This window comes from Flavobacterium sp. KBS0721, assembly GCF_002007065.3.
Classification (GTDB): Bacteria; Bacteroidota; Bacteroidia; order Flavobacteriales; family Flavobacteriaceae; genus Flavobacterium; species Flavobacterium piscis.
In genome coordinates, this window is the sequence record NZ_CP042170.1 from 501,735 (window position 1) to 520,784 (window position 19,050).

Sequence of the window (19,050 nt, forward strand, 5' to 3'; positions counted from 1 at the left end):
AATTAAAACACGCTCTTTTATAATTGCTGTGACATAGAAATTTGCTCAATATTATTTATACTTACGATCATAAATGGTTGAAAACTTCAACTATATTCTAATCGAAACAAAAAATATGCGGATTGAACAGCTTATTATTTTGCATTGATGTTTTGTCTATCTTTCAATCTAAAATCTTTACAAGAAGTCAGTCCAAAAAAAAAGAGCATAGCCTTCTGGCGACAGAACCTTTAAACAATAAGAATTTAAAAATGGATTTAATAGAAGCACTAAACGTAATTGATAGATTTAAAAACATAAATATTCGTGAAACCTTTAAAGCGTTGGAAAAACTAGATGCACTGGATATGGATTACGACTTTGCGACTATTTTTTCCGCTTCCAAAATAATGAAAGAAGCTTCAGCGCAAATTGATGAAATTGTTCATGCCTCTGGAATAATGAATGCTCAAAAAAAATGGCTTGACGAGAATGAAAAATTGCGATACCTGTCTCTTGGTGCAGGAAATCATAAGGAACGATTCGACTTGGAAACTAATTTAAGGATTGCTGAATTTAAATTTGGCAGATGGAACGATAAAAGCCCTAACGGATTAAGGAGACGAGGCTATTTTAGTAATTACATAGGTCTTCTAACCTCAGAAGACCCAAGAAGAAAATACTTTGTTGTAGAAGATAAAGAGAGTTTTTTTAAGTTTATAAAAGGAAAAGCAGATTGGAGAAATGTACTGAGTAAAAATCCCACTGGTCTAAAAAAGCTTGAATTTTTTTTAATTGAAAATGGAAAAGAAAATTTAACTAGTGTTGGGCAAATTTATAGTGCTTTTGAAGAATCAGTAACTATACTCGATTATTGTGATATAGTATAGTAAAATTATAGTTTCGCACCAATAAAAAATTAGATTAGTCTTTTTGCTTACTATTTCTTCAATTATTATATAATCTCATCCGTAGTACTGTAAATAATTGCATTTGTTAATTTTTTCCATTATCAGAATTTAATTTAAACAAAAAATGAAGAAAAAATGTTACATTCAAAATGATTATTAAACAAGTATAAATACTCATTTTAATAAAAAGATTAATTGCATATTTTTGGATGATTAAGATGCATTACAGTTTTTGTCGAACTTAAAAATTATAAAGCAAACATGGTCTTTAATTAATATTCAAAAAGACATGCTTGATAATATAATCATTGTAAGGTAAAAATTTAGGTACGGGTAAACGATGCTTCAAAATATCAATTATGTTTATAACAAAATAAACTAAACATTATGAGTTACAAAGGTTCTGAATGGAGAAAATGGGATTTACACATTCATTCTCCATATACCCATGGCACGGCAAATAAATACGGTAGCACCAGCATAGATGAATTTTGTAATACAATTTTACAAAATGAAATTGCATGTATTGGATTAACCAATTACTTCTACATAACAGAAAAAGAATTTGACGAAATAAATTCTAGATTAGATGGTAAATGTTTAGTCATTCCAAATTTTGAGTTTAGAGTAAGTGATAAAAATAATAAAGGAGACCATATAAATGTGCATGTATTATTTAATCCTGAAATTGGCATTGGTAATATCTTAAAGACTTTGAGCAGAGTAAAAATCCATAACAGGACTGATAAATTTTGCAATATTGAAGATATTAATGAATTAGGACTTGAAGCTATTTCTGTAGATTTTGAAACACTAATTATAGAGTTAAAAAAAACTTTTAGACCAATCGATGACTTTATTTTAATTTGTCCATATACAGGCTATGGTGGCTTTAAAAATGATGCAAAGCCTCGTAACGGAGAGACTGAAATGAAATTTGACATTCATTCAGATATTATATTTGGCAGTAAAACATTTTTAACCTATTTTCTTAATGATCGAACATATTCGATTACAGGAAATAATTATTCAATCACAAAAAAGAAAACTATACTTGAATGTAGTGATGCTCATTCTTTAGATAAAGTAAATGAAAAATATACGTGGATAAAAGCAGATCCCACATTCGAAGGATTGAAACAACTTATATTTGAACCAGAACAAAGGGCTAAAATTCAAAAAGAAAAACCTGAATTTAAAGAAGATAAATTAATCATTGAAAATGTTAAATTCATTTCCCAAAGCAAAACCTTTACAGATAAAACTATATACCTCAATGAGAATTTAAATGTTATTATTGGGGGTAAGTCTTCAGGTAAATCGATTTTATTGTACGCAATCGCTAAAACACTTTTACCTGATGATTTTATTCTAAAAAACGATGATGATACAGAAAAATACGAACTAAAAAAAATTGATTCTGACTTAAATTTTGAAGTAACTTCAAAATTGGGTATAAGTCAAAAAATGTTCAGACCAATAGAGGAGAACTCAATTATACCTGAAATTAAATACATACCTCAAAACTACCTTGTCAAACTTGCAGAAGCTGAATTTACAAAAAAAGGAAAATCTTTAAATAAGTTAGTAAGAGATTTGATAAATGAGGATAGTGATTCGAAATCTTTCTACAACGAGTTTATTTACATAGTTAAACAAAATGATATTAAGAGGGATCAAATTATAGACAATTTTTTTAATTTAATTGAAGAAATAAAAACTCTCGAAATTGAATTAAAAACCAAGTCAAATAAGGATGTTCTTGAAAAAAACATCACCGTTAACTCAGCAAAAGTTGATGATTTAAATAAAAATGCTGGCCTATCAACTGAAGATCTCGAAAAATATAAAAAGATACAAGAAGAAATTGAAAAGAATAATTCAGATATTGAAATCTGGAAAAACGATTTCAATCTTTTCAGACAGCAAATTTTAGACATTCAAAATCTTGCATCTCAAATTACAGAAAAGAAAGAAGTTATTACTTCCAGTTTACAAAATAATTCTATAAAAAATAAATACACAAACGATTTAAAATTTATCGACGAATTTAATACTGCATTATCCACTCTTAGCGACGATGTAGCTACAGAAATTAAAGATGGTAAAACAATTCTAATTAATGATAGTGTTTTTAAAGAAACCTTACAAAGTTTAAACAAATCAAAACAAAATTTCAACGAAGATCTTAAACCATTTCAACAAAATCTTGAATTAAAAACTCAAATAGAAGATTTAAACAAATCAATAGTAAACGATAAAAAACTTCTTTCTGATATAGTTACATTAACTAAAACAATTAAGGACAAAAATTTAATGCTTGAAGAAACAAGGAAAGAACTTTTTGATCTTTATTGCTCTAATTATGAAGTTTATTTAGATATTATTGAAAAACTCAAACTTAGAACTGAGCAACTAGAAAATGATGGATTGGAGATTGAAGGTATTGCCCAATTTAATTTTCCAAAATTTTATAAAAACATTTTAGATTTAAGTGATAGAAGAAGTGCATCATACTTAAATTATTTACCACTTGATCAAAAATTAAAAGCTACATCTACTTTCGAATTTGCTGATTTACTATCTCAAATGCAACTATTATTTGGAGATATTTTAAATGGAGTATACGTCACAAATTCAAAACAATCTAAAAAAGAAATTATTAAAATATTACTAGATGATTATTTCTTTGATTTTTGGAAGATCACTTACAAAGGTGACAAACTTGGTGAAATGTCTAGCGGAAAAGCAAGCTTTGTTATACTCATGCTTATCATAGGGTTAAGCCAATCTAAAGCCCCAATATTGATAGATCAACCAGAAGATAATCTTGATAACAGGTCAATTACTTCTGATTTGGTATCGTATCTCAAGAACAAAAAATTAGAACGTCAAATTATAATCGTGACTCATAATGCAAATATCGTTGTGAATTCCGATGCGGAAAATATTATTGTAGCAAATCAGAAAGGACAGAATGATATTGAAACCACAAGTGAATTTAGGTTTGATTATATTAATGGCGCAATCGAAAATAGTTTCGAAAAGATTGAGACTGAGACAAATCTTCTCTTGTCAATGGGAATAAGGGAACATATTGCTGATATTGTTGAAGGAGGAAAAGATGCTTTTAAAAAGAGAGAACTTAAGTATCGTTTCAAATAAAAAGTATATTTTAAAATAAATTAAAAATAATTAAAGACCACATTCATATAAATAAAAAATGTCAGATAAAAACCTAAATCTAACTATAGACACTAATTTAAAAATTGATGATTTAATTTTGATTAAACGTTTAGAAAACAGTGAATTTCTCCCTAATATTAAAACTGTTTTTAATAAGATACAACCACTCCTTGATAACCAAATTCCAAAAATTTTTGGAAGCTATACCCTTCACAATATTGACCATTCGATTCGAATAATGGAGTATATGGCAGATATAATTCAAGATATTAATTCTTTGAGTGAATTAGAAATTACATTGTTAGTTTATTCAGCATTGCTACATGATATTGGAATGGCTGTTAGCACTAAGGATATTGATTTAATTAAAAAAGATAATTTTTCTGAAATTGACATTAAATTTTCATCAATGAAAAAAGTGATGAATAATAACGAAGAAATCGCATTAACTGAATACATTAGGAGATACCATTCATTTCTTTCTGCTAAGTATATTAGAGAAAATCTTAATGAATATTTTCAAATACCTGGTCAGATTACTGCTTATTTCACTGAAGATCTAGCACTAATTTGTGAAAGCCATACAAAAGATTTTGACTGGATATCTTCAAGGTTAACTCAAAATGATAAGAAGGGACATTTTCACTACAATTCACAATTTATTGCCTGTATATTAAGATTGGGAGATATCCTAGATATTGATTCCAGCAGAACCCCATACAATTTATACAAAACTATTGATCCAAAAGGAATTAGTGAAGATGAGTGGAAACAACATTTTGTTATTACAAACAAGAAAAAAATTGAATTTGATACGGTCAAGAAACAAAAACAAATTGTTTTTCATGGCGAATCTCCAAATGCAAATATCCATCGAAAAATTCTATCATACATAGATTGGGTTGAAAAAGAGCTTAATGGCTCAATGGATCTTACCAACAAAATGCCTAATCAATATAATATCTTATTTGATTCTTCTCCAAAAATTCATATCAGACCAATAGGTTTTACATTTTCTGAATATAAAATGTCTCTTGATTATCATGCAATTAGTAGACTATTGATGGGGGATAAAATTTATGGTAATAAATCACTTGGTCTTCGTGAAATAATTCAAAATTCTCTTGATGCGTGTAGAGTGAGACAGGAAATTGAAAAAGAAAAATTCCAGTTTGGTGATGATAACTACGAACCTAAAATAAAAATTATTCTTGATGCTAAAAATAACATTGTCATAATTAAAGATAATGGGATTGGCATGTCAATGGAAATAATAAAAAAGCATTTTTTAAACATAGGTGTTTCATATTACAATTCAACCGATTTTAAATTAAGAGATTTAAATTATAAACCTATCGGAAATTTTGGAATTGGTTTTTTATCCTGTTTTATGTTATCAGACAATGTGAAAGTTATAACAAGGAATTTTAAAGATAAAAGTAAATTCACTATTGAACTAGAGAAGAACAATGAATATACATCTTTAACTCAAATTGATGATTTTACATTTGAAGGCACAGAAGTAATATTAAACTACATTAATTTCATGAGCATCTTTGGTAATGATGCAGATACAATAAAGGAGTTTTTAAATCAATATTTTTTGACTGATGAAATTAAAATAGAGTTAATTAACAAAAGCGAAGAGATTACTCATGAAATCGTAAATTTAATAAACATCGAAAATCCTAATAATTGGATTAAAATTGATTTTCGCAAATACTTGAAAGATATTGAAGGTTATATAATTGTTAAAAAGAATAAAGACTATATAACTAACATTGAAGATTTAGATTTTAAAGGTGAAATTTATACTTATGACGACATAAATGGAATTCAGAAAATAAATTTACAAAACGACATCAATTTAGACGATTACATAGATAACAATCAAATTAAGTACATAACAATTCCATTAGTAGAAGAAGAAGTTGAAGAACGTTTTCTTACAGGAATCGCATTTACTGATTCAAATGTTGATGATGTTATTCAAAAATTGGAACGAGAATTAAAATGGATCTCAATAATTGTTAAAAAGGATCTTCAAAAACTAATATATCCATGCACATTTGATGATGAAGAAAGTGGTATCCTTGAAAATCTAAAGTTGAAAGAATTATATAAGTTAGGACATTCTGAAAGATGCAAAACATCGATATTTACTGAAACAATTAATATTCATGAAGGCAAAAAGAAGGAATTATATCTAACATTCAATAAGGGCGACAAATATATTTATTATTCTAGAAATCAAGATAAAAAAAGAAAAGAGCTATTTGTTAGAAGCGTTTTAATTAAAGACTTTAGATTTAACCTTCCATATTCAGCTTCATTATTTGAAATTGAAAGTTTAGTACTAAATATTAATTCACGACTTTTTATACCCGAGATCTCAAGAAATAATTTTGATCAGGTAACAATTGATGAAATAAATTATATAATAGGTAAAGCAATTCACACTGGTATATTGGAAAACTTTGAACTTACTGATGATAAAAAAAATGCTCTAAAAAGTTTTATAACTAACTATTATGAAATGATTACTGGATTTGAAAAAGAAGATTGAAAAATTATTAATTCAATATGTGATATATAATAGTTAGAGTTTACATAAAGGAAGACAAATGTTTAAGAAATAATTTAGAAACATTAACTTTTTGAGAACTACTCGTAAGTTCGGAAGTAACTTAATAACAACATCAACAATAAAAATGGCAAAGTTACCTATAGAAATAGTACGTATTGGAAATTCATATTCAAAAAACATTGAAAATGTAATTGCAATGCTAAATCAAACGCAAAAAGAAATTCAGTTTTCTTTATTGTCTTCAAATGAAGAAGAAAAATTTCAACTATTAGATTTTAAAAAAGCTGATTGCAATGAATTAATTGAGTCTATAAAAACTATTAGAAGCGAATTAAAAGGATACCATCCCTATCTTATTGCTATCACAAACACTGACCTTTATGATGATGAGTATTCAAATTTGTTCGGAACATGTCATTCTGAAAAAGGAGTAGCGATATTCACATTTAACAATGTAGCGGAATTAATAATTCCTGAGAATAAAATTGAGTCTTACATAGCATATTATTTAGCACGATATACTTTTAACTTTTTAATTAAAGATCATCACAATCATTACGATACTCGAGGTTGCGCATTTGATTTCAAAGAACTAAAAACTGATATTGTTAAGAGTATGAAAGCAGGAGCGCTTTGTGACGAATGTCGATCAGTAGTTATGAATCCGGAGTATTCAATTTCAGCTTCACAATTTAGTAGTATAAATCAAATATTTGCATTGAGTGAAGAATTATTAAATCAAGAGAAGCAACAAATAGAATTTAAGGTTAAGAGACCTACAATTTTTGTAGGGTCATCTATCGAAGGATTATCTATTGCACAAAAAATACAAAATGAATTGATTCACGATTTCGAAATTGTTATTTGGAGTCAAGGCATTTTTGATAAATTAGGCCTTTCATTTTTAGAAATTTTGGAGGAAACCGTAAACAAGTTTGATTATGGCATTTTTATTTTTACTCCAGATGATACTATTCAAAGTCGCGGAGAAACAAAAAAAATTGCTCGAGATAATGTTATTTTTGAATTAGGAATGTTCGTGGGCAAATTATCGAGAAAAAAAGCTTTTTTAGTCCATCCGAAAAGTATGGATTTGCATATCTTAAGTGATTTTAATGGTATTACAAAAGCTGTTTACAATCCTAATTTAGAAAATTTGCAAGCTGCATTGGGACCAGTCTGTGATCAAATAAGGACATCAATTAAATAATCATTTAGTTATGGGACATAAAGTAATGTGAATGTATAAGTTTATTAATAAACTTAAAGAAGAAAAAACTAGATAAAAATGAGTAAACCTAAGTTAAATAAAGACGAAATTAAAAATTTGTTCAATAGACTGTACAATGAGTCTCTATTTACACCACAACAAAGAGGATACGAATTCGAAAAAATAATTGAAGCACAGCTTAAAAACGAAAAACTTGAACCAAGGGCGAGCTATAAATTAAAAGGAGAACAAGTTGATGGCTCATTCTTTTGGAAAGGACAGACCTTTTTATTGGAAGCAAAGTGGGTTAAGCCCAAAATACCAGCTTCAACTATATATGCATTTAAAGGAAAACTTGATGGTAAATTTCATACTACAAGTGGTATTTATATTGCAGTCAATGGCTATTCGAATGATGTTGAAGATGCCCTAAAATTTGGAAAATCACTAAACATAATACTATTTGATTCTTCAGATGTTAAATTAATTTTTAATGGCGAAGTCACATTTCTTGATGTTTTAAAATTTAAATTGCGAGAAGCAGGAGATACAGGAAGCGTAAATATTCCATACAGCTTAAAAACTAAAGCAGAAAGAATATCAAAAGAGAGCAAATTAGATTTCCTAACAGCACAGCTATTTCAACAAAAAATTACAAAAAGAAAAATTACCGAAGATTTATTGGTTTTTGTTGAAGGCAAAAGTGATATTCAAATTATTGATAATCTCTTAAAGCCAATAGAATTAGATTTTCTACTTTCTTATAAAATTATTTCTTTGGAAGGAATAAATAATATAAGACAAATTCCTTCTCTTTTAAATCTTTATGCAACTTATCATCAAAACAAAGCTGTTATTGTAATCCTTGATGATGGCCAAGCTACGCTGCAAATAAAAGGCATTATTGAAAACGTTACAGAACAGATTGAAAATTCATCTATTCCAATAAATACAAAGTTTTTCTTTATTGATGAGAAACTAAAAGATAAACTCTCTCATGAAATTTTAGAAAATGTGATATTTTCTAAAAATTATAATAAACCACAGCTATACTTAGAATTAGAAAGATTCCTAAATCAAATCTCATATGAATATTATGATCCAGAAATAAATATTCCAAAAGAATCTTTAAAATCTATCCTCAATAGAGCAGAATGGGATTATGAAAATAATCAAATTATATTTCCTGACGATTATACAGATAGAGACTTCATTGTGGAAAATTTAGAAGATTTGATAGAATTTCTTAACGAAGAAGTAATTAATGTTGTCCAAGGAGAAATGCCTTTAGAAATATTAAAAGAAAATGACTATTTAGATTATGACAGTGAGGTTAGAGACCATTTGCTTACATATTACAAAGATAAATTAGAAAAATTGAATTGGAATACCGATGAATTATAGTAAACACTAGGTGCCAAAAACCTTTGTCATGATTGAGAATTTAATGAAATTAGCACTTTTTACTAAATTTGCATTAAGTCGCAAATACTCGGTTTCAGAATAAGCAGGAATTAGTTAAGCATACCAAATATATTATTCTGTTTCTGTGTCTTATGGTAAGACCATTATTTGACTACATTTATAATCGCCCCCTAATATGGTAGGTATTAACCAAAATGCACCAGATTAGCGAACAATAAATAACTCGAATGGAAATAAAAGAATTCGAAAATGAGATAATAGAATCTATGATTCATTCATACGAATTTCTGCGAATAAGATATTTTAATAAATCAATTCAATTCCCAAACAAACCCACTTATAACTCACAAATTAGAATTGCCGAAACTCAAGAACATTATATAGCGGAGTTATTAGGAAATAAAGATTTTGAAATTAATAAAAAAACCGAGATTACGACCAGAGCAATTGAAAAAGTTGACAACATAAACTCATTTGTTTTAGGTATTTATAAAATAAGTAATCCAGAAATAGCAATTTTAGATTTCAGCAAAAGCAGTTGTAATTTAGGAGGAATATTTCTCGCATCTTCTAGCGACAAAAGAGAAACCGAAAATAGATTAGGGATTGGAATAGTTAAGGACGGTATTCAAAAAGAATCTGCAACAATACCGATTCAATTTGGAGAAGAAACAAACAATTCTTTACTTCATCAAATTGAACTCCTGAGGACTGTAACTTCAAATATATATTATCGTCACATTAGCTTTTTAGTTATCGTAAAAAAGAGCAGTTCATTAATTGAATTTAAAAATTGGTTCAGAGAACATTTAGAACAAAAATGGAATAATTGTGCACCAGCAGGTATTGATTTTTCCGCAGACTCTGCAAATATTAGGATTTCAAGAAGTTTAATAAGTCTTTCAGAACAAAATATTACAGAAAGAATCCTCGATAAATATATTAGTCAGCATTCTGAATTGTTTGCAAATTCAATGAATTACAAAAGAGCTTTACCTCAGATTGAATTGAGGTGGATAAAAAGAAATGATAATGACCCAAGAATAAGCATTCCTGATTATCTAATGGAATCAAAAGATGGAACTTATCATATAATTGATTTGAAAAAAGGTTTTCTTGGAAGAAAATTAGTAAAGGGTAAGATTGGAAGGGAAAGATTTATCGATTACGTTACTGAATTAGTCGCACAATTAATAAATTACGAAAGATATTTTGAAGAAAGTGAGAATCGCAATTATGCGAAATCTAATTACAACATTGAAGTGAATAACGAATTAAAATTGATTGGAGTTGTAGGTGGATTTTACGAATATGATGATATTGCCGTTTCTAAAATTTTAAAACAGTACAGTACAAAAATTACGATTATTAGTTATTTTGATTTAGCTACTTTAATTCGAAAAAATGAGATAGTAGCGATACCTAATAAAAGTTAAGAAATACATCATTTTATATTTTCGAGAAACATCAAAATAGATTTTAAGTATCTACATTCCAAGATATTCCAAAGAAAGACAAACAATGCTATTGGAATCCAATGGAGTTGTTTGTGTTAACATACTCCACAAATTTTTTGTCTAGCTTATTTTTTGGTTATCTCTAATTAAATTAGAGTTTATAAAAAAAATCAATGGTACTATTCCGTTTTTCTGTATTATTGTATAAACTTATGCTTGATTATGTAGCTTACATAAATCACTAAAAATAAGATATGCTTCATCAAATAGCACTTAATCTCACGTAAAATATGTATAAAAAATAAATGAAAGAATATTTTAAAACTATTGGATTGTCACTAATTCCTACAATATTAATCTATATCGGAAAAACTGACGGATTTTTTACATTTCTTAAAGAGCATAAATTTATGACTGATAGTACTGATATCCAAAGCCCTCAATTTTGGTGTTTTTTATCGGGGTGTATATGGGCAGGTTTAGTTACTCCTGTACAATTTGCAAACACAAAAATTAAACTAAAAGAAAAAGAAGACGAATTTAATGAACTTTTAAAATTCAATAAAGACATATATTTTAAATCCGCAAAAGAAAAGATAAAAAAACAAAGTATAAATTTCAGAACTCGTGTTTTTGTTCCTGAAAAAGGTTTAAAAAGTCATTGGAAAAATATTAGACACAATAAGAAAGAATTTCACTTAAAACATTTCAAAAGTATAAGCGATTCTATTTCAAATAAAAACCTACATTTCGAAGTAACTCCAAATATTCAGGGAATGGTAGGAAAAACTTTTGAGTCTAAAAGTATATTAATTGATTTTGATGTTCAACAATCTGATTATAATTTGACCCACTACCAAAAAAGCAATACAACAGATGTAAAATTTTGTTCAACTGTTCCTATATTTGATAAAGATAATGAAGTTAAAGCAATTATTTCTGTTGATAGTGAAAAAGGAGTTACATTAAAAGAATCTGAAATAATTGAGTGGGAAAAAAGTTTAGCTTATTATGGCTCATTAGTAGATAAACATTTAAAGTTGTAGACTATGAAAAAAATAATAAAACATATAACCAAGATAACTATTAATTTGAGTAAAAATAAAAAAAACGAAATTGAAAAGGATTTTACTAGGGAATACTCAAATTCGATAGAGGAATATTTAAAAGAAGAAGTTAAAAAATATAAAAATATAGATGTAGTTATATTTAATAAACCAAAGGAGCGTAAATAGTGCTTACGAATAAGCGTCGTTATGGATTTTAAATGGAAAATTGATCTTGAGCTTGTCAATTAAAAAGCCAATAAACGTTCGAAAATACTTCACTTTATATTTCTGAAAAACGTCAAAATAGGTATTAAGTGTTCGACTGTAATCCCTGACAGCCCACCAAGAAACTCCTTAAGAAATTAAGGAGTTTTTTTTTATTTTTATTTCTTCAATGTTATTTAATCCTAATCAATCCCAAAATCTTTGGGAGTAAAAAAAATTTACTGCAAAGAACGCTAAGTTTTTTTTCTCTTAACTTTTATAAAAGGCAAAGTTCGCAAAGTTTTGTATTGATTTAATATTGTGAAATCTGTGCTTTCTAAAGTATTCTTAGATAAAAGTCTTTGTGTTTCTCTGCAGTAAAAAATAATTATTGAGTCTTTAAGCATTGATCCGAAATACACTGTTATTATCTCTTCTCTTATTGACTAATTTCACTTTTTATAGCATCATTCTGTTTTAATGTATCCTTTTCTTTATTGATGATTTCACTATCACTAATTGTATCATTATCAATTACTGCTGTTTCTCCATCTATTACTGCTTTTCCCATACAACTTGTTAAAGAAAAAAGAAGACTCAGTGTAAACAAAGCCATTTTTTTAATTGGTTTAATCTTAATTCTACTAAATCTATTTCTCAAATTAGCATATTTGCTACTATCGTCGTTCTTAATTTGATTAGAGTTAAAATGCCCGCAAACACTTTCATTTTTGGAGTTTTCAATCAAATATTTTCTAATTTCAGAATTCTCCATTTTAGTAAAATCAATTACTGTTTTACTACAAGAATTACAGAATCTACCCTCTTTATTTGGTAGCATTGAATTCCAGTTTTGATTGCAGGGTTTTGGTATAATAATTTGATTTTCCATTTGATTTAAAAATTATTAATTTTTGATTAAGGTTCGTTAACTTCTTTACGCCAGACAAATATAATGCCGCAATAAATGAACTCTTAAAATTGGAAAAACTTTACTCTACGTTATAAACTCTGAATGCTCTTTATGGTAATTCCAGCAAAGCAATCGTCAACACAACCTTTTTCGACGTACCCACAGGTTGATATCAAACCATCATTTTTTGCTTCAAAATAATTCGTTACATTTTTTCTCTTAACCAACCATTCGTTTTGGGCTTTACTATATATTTCGTCTAACGTTAAAGCATCAGCAGCATTTGAATTTTGATGACTATTTATTTCACTTTCATTCTCTGTCCATTCTAATTGTTCTGCGGGAATATTGGCTGGATTACCTAAATATTTAAAATTTCTAGACACTATTTTCCCGTTTGAGACTGTAATTGTAGTTTGCCAACCATAAGTCGCAAACACAGAACCTCCGGCAACGACATATTTATATGAATTGTTTGAAGATTCTTTAAAATTTAACCATGTAGCATGACTACTTTGAAAATCGTTTTTATAACTCAAATCATCATCTGAAGAACAGGAAATTATTAAACTACTAATGAATAATAACGCCATGCAGTAAATTTTGTTTTTCATAATTTATGTTTTTAATGTTACATCCTAATTTGTAATCTCTCTTATACATATAAATCATACTCCACTCTTTTTGCTATAGGGCAATTTCTTTTCGTACAATTTTCAATTAAAGTTAAAACGTAATAAGTTTGCTAAAGCCTACTTTCTACTTTTGTTTAAAAGCTAAAATAGCCAAATAAAAAGACTTTCTATTATCTACCTCTAATACATTTTTATCCTATTTTATCTAAAACCAATAATTTAATTTTAAAAATTATAAATCTAATGAACAACTATATAATTACAGGAGAGGCTGGAGCTGGCAAAACCGAATTAAAAATAACGAAGATTTAATTATGTCGTATACTTTCGGAATTCTATAATACAAAGATCAGTTGTATCATTTTTTTGCTGTTTATAGGTCCTAAAAGGAATAAAACCAAATTTTTCAGGAATTTTCACACTTCTATAATTCTTTTTATCTACAGGATAAATGATATAATTAAGTTTAAAATTTTGTTCTATAAAATCAATTAGAGCATTTATTATTTCTGTTCCAAGTCCTAAACTTTGAGATTCCTTTCTTAACCATAATCCAAGTTCAACAGATTCTTTATTAATATTATGTATTCCACAGCAACCTATGAATTCTCTTTTTAAATTAAGAACCACAAAAACAATATCAGTTTTTTGAATTAAATTTTTCTTTGCGCTCTCCACAAAATTTACAATTTCATTTTTATCCCTATTTGGATTAAAGGGCATGTATGTTGTTATTTCCGGAGTGAAGTTTGTATTAATATCATCAATATATTTTTCATCAATTGGCTCAAGAATTAATCGATTTGTATTTATTACTATATTTGAAGTGAACTCCATTAGAAATATCATTTATTTTACCAACATAAGAACCTGAAGATCATAACTAGAATTATCCCAATTGTATTTTTCTAAAACAGTTTTATGAACTTCAATGTTTTTTACTTATTATCTTCAAATCCAAATTTTCACAAAACGCATTAAGCTTTGCAAAAGGGAAAAAAACAAATATTTTTGAAAATGCCATTTTCGTAATCCGATATAAATTTTTCTCAATATAAATATATTTTCCTACAAGTATATCTTTTTACATTTAATCATAAAAAATAGAAAATTCTAATCAGTTTTCTGAAATCTCAAATATACCCAAATTATCAAACTCTTGATGAAGCACTTCTTTTGTCATAAAAGAACAATTTACGAATTACATTATTATAATGTTTTAATGAAGGCAAGAAAATGAGCCAATCATTTTACTTTGGATTGTTTTTCGTGATGACTTCTGTCATTCTTCAAACGAATATTTCCTTAAGAAGGAAGAAATAAAAAAAGAAACCTCCAAAGTCAATAATGACTTTGGAGGTTTTTAAAATTTAAAGATTTTTCTATTTTTTTTTACCAAGGGCTAACTTCTGATTCATCTTCTATATCATTACTGAAAAATTGTCCTGTAGGCGCATTTTCATCTGTAAAAGTATGTTTGATAATAAAAGCCGCAGCACTTTCTACTGAACCGGGACCGCTATGATGATTAAAATCTGTAGCTGTATAACCCGGATCAATTGCATTTACTTTAAAAGGTAATTCTCTCAACTCGTATGCCAGTGCAATAGTATAAGCGTTCAAAGCTGCTTTTGAAGTAACATAACTTACAGCTTTAAAATTATAATATTTCCAGGTAGGATCACTATGTAAAGTTAGAGATCCTAGTCCCGATGTAATATTACTTATTCTTGGACTTTTTGATTTTTTAAGCAATTCTAAAAATGCTTGCGTAACACTGATGACACCAAAAAAATTACTATCAAATACATTTTGAATATCTTTAATCGATGTATTAAGAGCACTTTGAGGAAACTCCCCGCTTATTCCTGCGTTATTTATCAGAATATCTAGTTTACCTTTTTCACTTTCTACAATGTTTTTGGCTGCTAAAATGGTATCCGGATTAGTAACATCAATTTGAATGGCTTTAATATTTTCAAAACCATTTTTGTTTAATTCGTTTACCACTGCTTGTCCTTTTTCAAGATCGCGAGTCCCTAAATAAACGAATAATCCTTTTTTAGAAAACTGTTTTACCAGTTCTAAACCAATGCTTCTATTTGCTCCTGTAATTAATACTGAATTCATTTTTTCTTGTTTTAAATTATTGAAGCAAAGTTCACTCCTTTAAAAATAAAATCATTTGCCATTTGGCAAAAAGCAATTTAACTTATATTTTTTCTTATTCTGCTTAATGAGGATTGGGTAACACCTAAATAAGAGGCAACATAAGATAACGGAACACGATTGACAACATTTGGATAGATTTCTAAAAATTTCAAATAACGTGTGGCCGCATCTTCTGAAATCTGCGGACTTCTTCTTTCTACTTTTTGCATTAACGCTCTGGAAATAAGTTTATGCACTATTGCATCCCATCCCACGATAGTATTAGAAAGTTCTTTCCAGTCTTTTTTAGAAAAAACCATAATAGCGGTATCTGTAATTGCCTGCACATAAGCTGTTGAAGGAATTTCATTTTCAAAACTTTCCAAATCTACTACAAGATTATTTTCGTCAATAAAATATTTCGTAATTTCTTCTCCCTTATTATTATAATAACAAACCCTTACAATACCATTTAACACAAAGCCTACTTGCTGTGCAACTTTTCCGGCTTCAGAAAAATATTCTTCTTTTTTTAATTCTAATGCTGTCGCTTTACTTAAAACCAAGTCAATTTGTTGGGAATTTAAATTCCCAAATTGCAATATATATTCTATAAATTCTTTCATAGTGGCAAGTTAAACAAAGTTATTATTGAAGAATTTGTCATTTGGCAAAAAAACCAAAATCGTAAATTTTATTTTTCAAACAAATTTTCGGTTTTACTTAAAAACTCTTCTGTTGCTTCTTCGATATTTATATTCATCCTTTCGGCTAAAATGGTAAGCCACCAGATTGATTCGCCAATTTTATGTTTGAGTTCTTCTGCAGTATTCTCTTTTGGCCATCTCCCTTGTTGCGACATCACATAGCGACCTATTAAACCAGCATCTGTTAAAAAAGCCAGTGCATCTTCTTCTACAGTCCATTCGCTTTCGTGATGAATTCGCTCTAATTCATGATAACGTTGTCTTATTTTTAAAGAGCGTTCTTTTAATTGTTCGAAATTTAGTGAGGCCATAATTTAATTTTTATTAAATAATTCTTTAAATGCTATTGGACTTAATTGGGTCTTCTTCTTAAATAATTTATTGAACGATTGAGGATGTTCGAATCCTAATTTGTATCCAATTTCTGCAACTGAATGAGTCCCATTTGCAATATATTCTTTTGCTTTTTCAATTAATTTATCATGAATAAACTGCTGTGTATTTTGACCGCAAAGATTACGTAACAAATCGCTTAGATATCTGGGAGACAAATTCAATTGTTCTGCCAAAAACTGAACAGTCAGAACGCCTTGTGTCAATGTTTTTTCCTGATCAAAATAATCATTGATCAGGATTTCTAATTTAGAAAGCACATCATGATTCACTGCTTTGCGCGTAATAAACTGCCGATTATAAAAACGATTACTATAATTCAGTAAAAGTTCTATTTGAGATATAATTACATCCTGACTAAAGCTGTCTATTCGTTCATTAAGTTCATTCTGAATCGAAGCAAAAACGCCTAAAATAGTTTCTTTTTCTTTCTCTGATAAATACAATGCTTCTGAAGCTGAATAATTAAAAAACCCATATTTTTTAATAGCACTATTTAGGGAATAAGGACGAATAAAATCTGGATGAATATGCAACGACATTCCGCTATAATCAGCCTCTTCATTCTGCATTTTCAAAACTTGTCCCAGTGAAATGAAGGACATTCCTCCTTCTTCAAAATCATAAAAACCGTGACCATATCGTAGTTTTCCTTTAAAATGAGTTTTAAAAGAGATCTTATAAAAATCTAATATAATTCCCTGTTCAAAATCCTTAGGATCAAAAATGGCTTCACCATAATTTAAAATACTAATAAGCGGATGCATTGGCTTTGGCTGACCCATTGCGCGATGAAGTTCAGATATAGTGCTAAATATTCTAGGCTGATTTTTCATTACTTATTTTGTTATCGAATGTTGACTTTTATACTTATTAGACAAATTTACAGAATGTTCTACTGGCGCAATATTCCAGCTTACTGTACTTTGATCAATAAGCTCATGCACGACAGAATCACTTAATTCCGCCATCAATTTGTGCATTGCAGTTGTGCCGTCTTCAGCGCTTTCCCACACCAAAAGATCGTACACAATACTCTTTTTCAACTCAAAAATACTTCTGGAAACAAATCCTTTTTGTTTTTTCAAAAATTCATCGATCTCTTTATTAGCAGCAATAAATTGTTGTATCGTGCAATTATTTAATTTAAAGGTAGTCAGTTCTATAGCTTGATTTTTCATTTTATATCTAAAATTTAAAAAGTAAACATGGTTTTAATATTTTGCACTTGATTTTCAATACCCGAATTTAATCGCTCATCATACAATTGGTTTGCATCATTTCCTGCAACATATCTCAATTGATCTTTGCCATCTGTAGCCGATTGATAAACAATTACAGCAATGTCTTCAACTTTAGTGTAATTGCTTATTTTTTCGGCACTGTAACCTTTACTTACTTCCGAAGTTAATTTTTCATAAGCGTCATGCTGTCCTAATTCCATAGAACGTACGGCAAAATCAGTTTGCATTCCTCCGGGAGCAATAATTTTTACCTGTATTCCAAACTGAGCGAGTTCATATGCCATACTTTCAGAAAAGCCATCGACAGCAAATTTTGTAGCACTGTAAATTGAACAAGTTGGAAATCCTATTAATCCAAAAGTCGAGGTAATGTTGATGAATATACCGCTTTTTCTTTCACGAAAGTGAGAAGTAAAAGCTTTGGAGATCCTGATAACACCAAGTAAATTTGTTGTTATTTGACGTTGAATTTGCTCGTCATTTAAAGATTCCAATACACCAATCAAACCATATCCTGCATTATTCATTACAACATCTACCAAATATAAATTGGTAACTTTTTCTATAGTCGAAATAATTTGCTCCTGTTGCGTTACATCTAAAGGAAGTAGTATTACATCTTTTAATTTATTTAATTCTGTTTCCTTTTCAGGATTACGCATTGTGGCAATTACTCGCCAGCCTTTACTCTGAAATAATTTTGCGGTTGATTTTCCCAAACCTGATGAAGCTCCTGTGATAAAAATTGTCTTTTGCATTTTTTTATTGTTTTAAAATTATAAGGCAAAAGTCTGAAGAAGTGTTATCTGAGACGTAGTCGTTTTGATCTTTCTATTAGCCAAAATGACAAAAGAATATGATTGATATTTTAATCTAAATAAAATAAAGCAAATAAACATTCAATTAAAATCAAGTATGAATACGTATAATTGCAAACTAAAAACTTCATAGTTCAAAAATAAAATGATTTCTAAAACTAAGATTTACAATCTGTTTAAA

General features: G+C 28.3%; 17 protein-coding genes. 8 read left to right on the forward strand and 9 right to left on the reverse strand.

Annotation, left to right across the window (positions count from 1 at the left end; translation table 11 throughout):
* Positions 1-122: 122 nt before the first annotated feature.
* The 8 genes from B0M43_RS02445 (at position 123) to B0M43_RS02480 (ending at position 11,990) form a co-directional block, all read left to right on the forward strand.
* Positions 123-869, forward strand: coding sequence for a hypothetical protein (locus B0M43_RS02445; protein WP_123921755.1), 747 nt, complete (start codon positions 123-125; stop codon positions 867-869).
* Between the two features lie 408 nt (positions 870-1,277).
* The gene (locus B0M43_RS02450; protein WP_078006073.1) at positions 1,278-4,055 is read left to right on the forward strand and encodes a TrlF family AAA-like ATPase; all 2,778 of its coding nucleotides are present in this window, start codon (positions 1,278-1,280) and stop codon (positions 4,053-4,055) included.
* A 58-nt stretch (positions 4,056-4,113) separates the two neighbouring features.
* A complete protein-coding gene (locus tag B0M43_RS02455; RefSeq protein ID WP_078006074.1) occupies positions 4,114-6,642 on the forward strand; it encodes an ATP-binding protein in 2,529 nt (842 codons plus the stop codon).
* 145 nt (positions 6,643-6,787) lie between these two features.
* Entirely contained in the window at positions 6,788-7,873 is a 1,086-nt protein-coding gene (locus B0M43_RS02460) for a TIR domain-containing protein (RefSeq protein ID WP_078006075.1), read from the forward strand.
* A gap of 78 nt (positions 7,874-7,951) precedes the next feature.
* Positions 7,952-9,277 carry a restriction endonuclease gene (locus tag B0M43_RS02465; protein WP_078006077.1) on the forward strand — a complete coding sequence of 442 codons (1,326 nt, stop codon included), beginning with the start codon at positions 7,952-7,954 and terminating at the stop codon, positions 9,275-9,277.
* 248 nt (positions 9,278-9,525) lie between these two features.
* Entirely contained in the window at positions 9,526-10,734 is a 1,209-nt protein-coding gene (locus B0M43_RS02470) for a hypothetical protein (RefSeq protein ID WP_078006078.1), read from the forward strand.
* Between the two features lie 326 nt (positions 10,735-11,060).
* Complete coding sequence (locus B0M43_RS02475; RefSeq protein ID WP_078006080.1) at positions 11,061-11,801, forward strand: hypothetical protein; 741 nt, start codon at positions 11,061-11,063, stop codon at positions 11,799-11,801.
* A gap of 3 nt (positions 11,802-11,804) precedes the next feature.
* Positions 11,805-11,990, forward strand: a complete 186-nt coding sequence (locus tag B0M43_RS02480) for a hypothetical protein (RefSeq protein ID WP_078006081.1) — start codon at positions 11,805-11,807, stop codon at positions 11,988-11,990.
* Positions 11,991-12,447: 457 nt separating this feature from the next.
* Here the strand turns inward: B0M43_RS02480 and B0M43_RS02485 are convergent, their stop codons facing one another.
* From B0M43_RS02485 to B0M43_RS02525, 9 genes are all read right to left on the reverse strand, one after another.
* Entirely contained in the window at positions 12,448-12,900 is a 453-nt protein-coding gene (locus B0M43_RS02485; RefSeq protein ID WP_078006082.1) for a hypothetical protein, read from the reverse strand.
* Positions 12,901-13,010: 110 nt separating this feature from the next.
* A complete protein-coding gene (locus tag B0M43_RS02490) occupies positions 13,011-13,535 on the reverse strand; it encodes a hypothetical protein (RefSeq protein WP_078006084.1) in 525 nt (174 codons plus the stop codon).
* A 333-nt stretch (positions 13,536-13,868) separates the two neighbouring features.
* A complete protein-coding gene (locus B0M43_RS02495) occupies positions 13,869-14,393 on the reverse strand; it encodes a GNAT family N-acetyltransferase (RefSeq protein WP_168199922.1) in 525 nt (174 codons plus the stop codon).
* A gap of 555 nt (positions 14,394-14,948) precedes the next feature.
* Entirely contained in the window at positions 14,949-15,686 is a 738-nt protein-coding gene (locus B0M43_RS02500; protein WP_078006086.1) for an SDR family NAD(P)-dependent oxidoreductase, read from the reverse strand.
* Positions 15,687-15,763: 77 nt separating this feature from the next.
* The gene (locus B0M43_RS02505; RefSeq protein ID WP_078006087.1) at positions 15,764-16,333 is read right to left on the reverse strand and encodes a Crp/Fnr family transcriptional regulator; all 570 of its coding nucleotides are present in this window, start codon (positions 16,331-16,333) and stop codon (positions 15,764-15,766) included.
* A 68-nt stretch (positions 16,334-16,401) separates the two neighbouring features.
* Positions 16,402-16,725: a MazG-like protein gene (locus B0M43_RS02510; RefSeq protein WP_065450791.1), complete on the reverse strand. Its 324-nt coding sequence runs from the start codon at positions 16,723-16,725 to the stop codon at positions 16,402-16,404.
* A gap of 3 nt (positions 16,726-16,728) precedes the next feature.
* Positions 16,729-17,643, reverse strand: a complete 915-nt coding sequence (locus tag B0M43_RS02515) for an AraC family transcriptional regulator (protein WP_078006089.1) — start codon at positions 17,641-17,643, stop codon at positions 16,729-16,731.
* Positions 17,644-17,646: 3 nt separating this feature from the next.
* A complete protein-coding gene (locus B0M43_RS02520) occupies positions 17,647-17,988 on the reverse strand; it encodes a hypothetical protein (RefSeq protein WP_078006091.1) in 342 nt (113 codons plus the stop codon).
* 14 nt (positions 17,989-18,002) lie between these two features.
* Positions 18,003-18,809, reverse strand: a complete 807-nt coding sequence (locus B0M43_RS02525) for an SDR family oxidoreductase (protein ID WP_078006092.1) — start codon at positions 18,807-18,809, stop codon at positions 18,003-18,005.
* Positions 18,810-19,050 lie beyond the last annotated feature (241 nt).